The following is a 3,034-nucleotide window of genomic DNA, read 5'->3' as shown; positions in this document are numbered from 1 at the left end:
TCGGTGAAACGGCTCTTCCTCATTCGAATCTCCTCGGCTCTCGCCACGAGAAAATTCTACAATCTCATCCCGTTAACCATGGGGAGGATTACCCCATCATCGCCGAAACCTCCTCTCAATTGAGAAGATTGAATCAGCGATCATGGCCGAAAACAACGGGAGTTTTTCAACGAAATAAGCCCAAAGCAGACACTTGCCAAACAAGTTCAGGCCTTTGACTTTTGCAGGTGCGGTTGGTCTTAGGGGTTAAGGCTGGATTGAAAGCGGCGAAAAATCAGCCACAGCATCAAACAAATCGCCATGGTCCCGGCCGCTGCGAAAAGGGGAGCGGACAAACCCAGGCTTTCGCGCAGCGCACCGAAGACGGAAGGGCCGATACCCATAAGAGCGTAGTAGATCGCCATGTAGATTCCCATTCCAATGGCTCGAACATCAGGCCGCGTAGCTTCGACCGGCAACGTCATCACCATAGCCGCCGCCGGACCGACCACCAAACCCAACAAAACCAAAAGCGGTAAGCTGGCCGCAGGGCTGTCTAATAACACAAACGCCACCAGACCAATCGCCGACAATCCGAAACAGGCTATCGCCGCTAAGTCTGGCTGACGAAGCCGTGTCGCCAACCAACCCCCTGCAGCAACCGATAGTACCGCCACCCAGCCGGTTATGCTGACGATTCCGGATGCATCGACATGGCTCAGACCAGCCGCCTGCAAGTGCCCAGGAGCCCAGCTCATAGCGGCGATGAAAGCCGAATTGTAGAGCCCCCAAATGATGCCTGCGAGACAGACAAGCTTGAGCTCGGTCGGAAGCATCCTTTTTTGTAGGCCGACCAATCCAGTCGGGCGCGTTTTTGCTTGATCTGACCAAGTGGCGACCATCAAGATAAGGGCGACAAGGCTAAGCCCGGCCGGCAGTGCCAGAACCAATCGCAAATCAACAAACGTTGCAAGAACAGGTAGAAGCAACATGGCCAAGGCGAGCCCTGCTGGCCAGCTTGATACCAAGATTCCCATGGCCACTGGCAAATCCCTGCGACCTTGGAACATGTCGCCGACCATCTTGGTCACCATCACATTCAGTGCGACCGCCCCAGTTCCAGCGAAAAAGCGTGCCGCCAACTGTGCTTCGAAACTAAGAAACAACGCGCCTGCAATTCCGCCGGCGACCATCAGCGCAAGGCCGGCCAACGCGGTGCGAAAGTCGCCCAATGCCTGGCCCGCCCAGCCGCCAAGAAGCGCCGTTATGGCGCCCGGTAAAAGGTAGATGCCCGTTATCACACCAATGGCACCAAAACCTATTCCTGTTTGGTCCACGATCGAAGTAGCCAGTGCCGGGACGGACTGGAACTGAACGCCCATTGCCGCTCTCGCCAACGTCAGCGCCGCGAGGGCGATCCATAGTTGCATGATTGCCCTCCCTGGGCGGAGCTGTCGCTCAGATTTCTTTTGCCAACCCCCTGACGTGTCTTAAATGATCCGTCTTGAAACCCGCACTTTGCGTTCTCCCACGTTACATGGCCTAAAGTCTGAGCGCCTGTCCATTCAGCTATCGGCCAGCTCAGTCTTGAGGGACTATTTGGGTCTAGGAATACATTCTCAACGGAGTTCCACTATTTCGCCCTTATAGCGGACGCACAAGATTGGTATTGCTATTCCGTTTTCAGTCTAATGCGAGCCGTCGCCTCCGAGAGATTTCGAGAATTCGAATGTCGGAAAGGTCCGCACACCAGACCGTCGCGGAAATGTGTCCGGCGGCAGCAATGCGCAGATTGCGCTCGTCGCGGCCCCGAGCACGGATGGTAGCTTTGTCCGCGGAGCTGCCGATTGGAGCTTCTGCGGTCTTCGGCTGCAATTCGTAGGAGCGGACGTAAGCATGGAGGCAGAGAATACCAGTTGAAGAGCCCGTGGCGCGCGCACAATGACAAGATGTATGCCTCGATCCGTCACCTCGCTCATTTCAGCTGGGGAACCTTGCGCGCCCCCATCGACGACCCGACAATCATGGCTTTCGCTGAGGCCGTTCCGAGGGTCAATGCCCGAGCAGAGGCTAGGTGCCACAACTCGGTCTTCGAGCGCGAGACGATCTCGTGGGTCTTCGACAGTTCCTGTATATCGTTGGTGCCGGCGCAAAGCGGGTCGTGGAAGAACTGCACCGCGCCAATCTCCAGCATGTGCCGGATGACCTGCGCGTCCTTCGGATCGTTCTTGTCCCAACTGTTGGGCAGAGCCTCGCGCGTCCGGGCCAGCGCGACCGAGGACACGAGCTTCAGCTCGAAACCTGACTTGCCGAGATGATGCACGAGTGTCCGGTTATAGTTGCCGGTGGCCTCGAAACCGATGCTGACCGGCAGCTCAAACTCAGCGAGAATTCCGGCCAGACGCGCAAAATCATCCAGCGTGTTCAGGATCGTCATACGCCGCCGGCGCTTTCTTCCGGGAACGGCAATCAGGACCTCGTGCCGATGCTTGGAAATATCAACGGCTACAAGCACGGTCGAGGCCGCGATAGAATTGATGACGGTCATAACCGGTCTCCTCATCAATGTGGTTCGGCAAAACCACTGTTGAGACCTGAAAACCGGTTATGGCCACCTGCTGCGCAACTTGGGGGCTCCGCAGGTGGCCATAGCCTACCAGAACCGCCTCATTCCCGACGTGCTATGGCGCGGAATTCATCGCCAAGAAGGTGCGCGCCTGGCTCGGCGCCGTTGGTGCAAAAACCGCATTCATTGTGCCGGGCTCACCGTGGGAGAACGGATACTGTGAGCGCTTCAACTCCCGTTTCCGAGACGAGTTGCTAAACGGCGAGATTTTCTACACGCTACGCGAAGCACAGATCCTGATCGAACGATGGCGGCGCCACTACAACACGGTCAGGCCCCACAGTGCCCTGGGCTAGCAACCACCGGCACCAGAAAGCATCGTTTCGATTTACTAAAGGCTGACAAGATATTAACAATGCATGAGGACCACTCGATGGGGGCAGTCCAATTGGAACTAGTCACCTGGAACTGTAGTTCGTATCATTGATC

The 3,034-nt window shown here is 56.6% G+C and carries 2 protein-coding genes and 2 pseudogenes; 2 read left to right on the top strand and 2 right to left on the bottom strand.

From position 1 onward, the window contains the following. Positions 1-218: hypothetical protein (locus BLR85_RS29725; protein WP_212635190.1), on the top strand; the 218-nt coding region annotated here is incomplete at its 5' end. A 21-nt stretch (positions 219-239) separates the two neighbouring features. Here the strand turns inward: BLR85_RS29725 and BLR85_RS27995 are convergent. Further along, positions 240-1,409: an MFS transporter gene (locus tag BLR85_RS27995; RefSeq protein WP_093165115.1), complete on the bottom strand. Its 1,170-nt coding sequence runs from the start codon at positions 1,407-1,409 to the stop codon at positions 240-242. Positions 1,410-2,053: 644 nt separating this feature from the next. Further along, positions 2,054-2,527 (bottom strand): annotated as a pseudogene (locus BLR85_RS27990) (IS110 family transposase); the annotation flags it as partial. Between the two features lie 137 nt (positions 2,528-2,664). On the opposite strand from BLR85_RS27990, the pseudogene BLR85_RS27985 reads away from it, so the two are divergent. After that, positions 2,665-2,901 (top strand): annotated as a pseudogene (locus BLR85_RS27985) (integrase core domain-containing protein); the annotation flags it as partial. Between the last annotated feature and the right edge of the window lie 133 nt (positions 2,902-3,034).

Origin of the sequence: Aliiruegeria lutimaris (genome assembly GCF_900099935.1) — a bacterium.
In the GTDB taxonomy this organism is placed as follows: domain Bacteria; phylum Pseudomonadota; class Alphaproteobacteria; order Rhodobacterales; family Rhodobacteraceae; genus Tropicimonas; species Tropicimonas lutimaris.
Note: the sequence above shows the minus strand (reverse complement) of the source record. Positions and strands in the feature narration are given on the sequence as shown.

Bases quoted from the DNA above. Each gene is read 5' to 3' on its own strand.
- BLR85_RS27995 (WP_093165115.1), bottom strand. From the start codon at position 1,409: ATGCAACTATGGATCGCCCTCGCGGCGCTGACGTTGGCGAGAGCGGCA.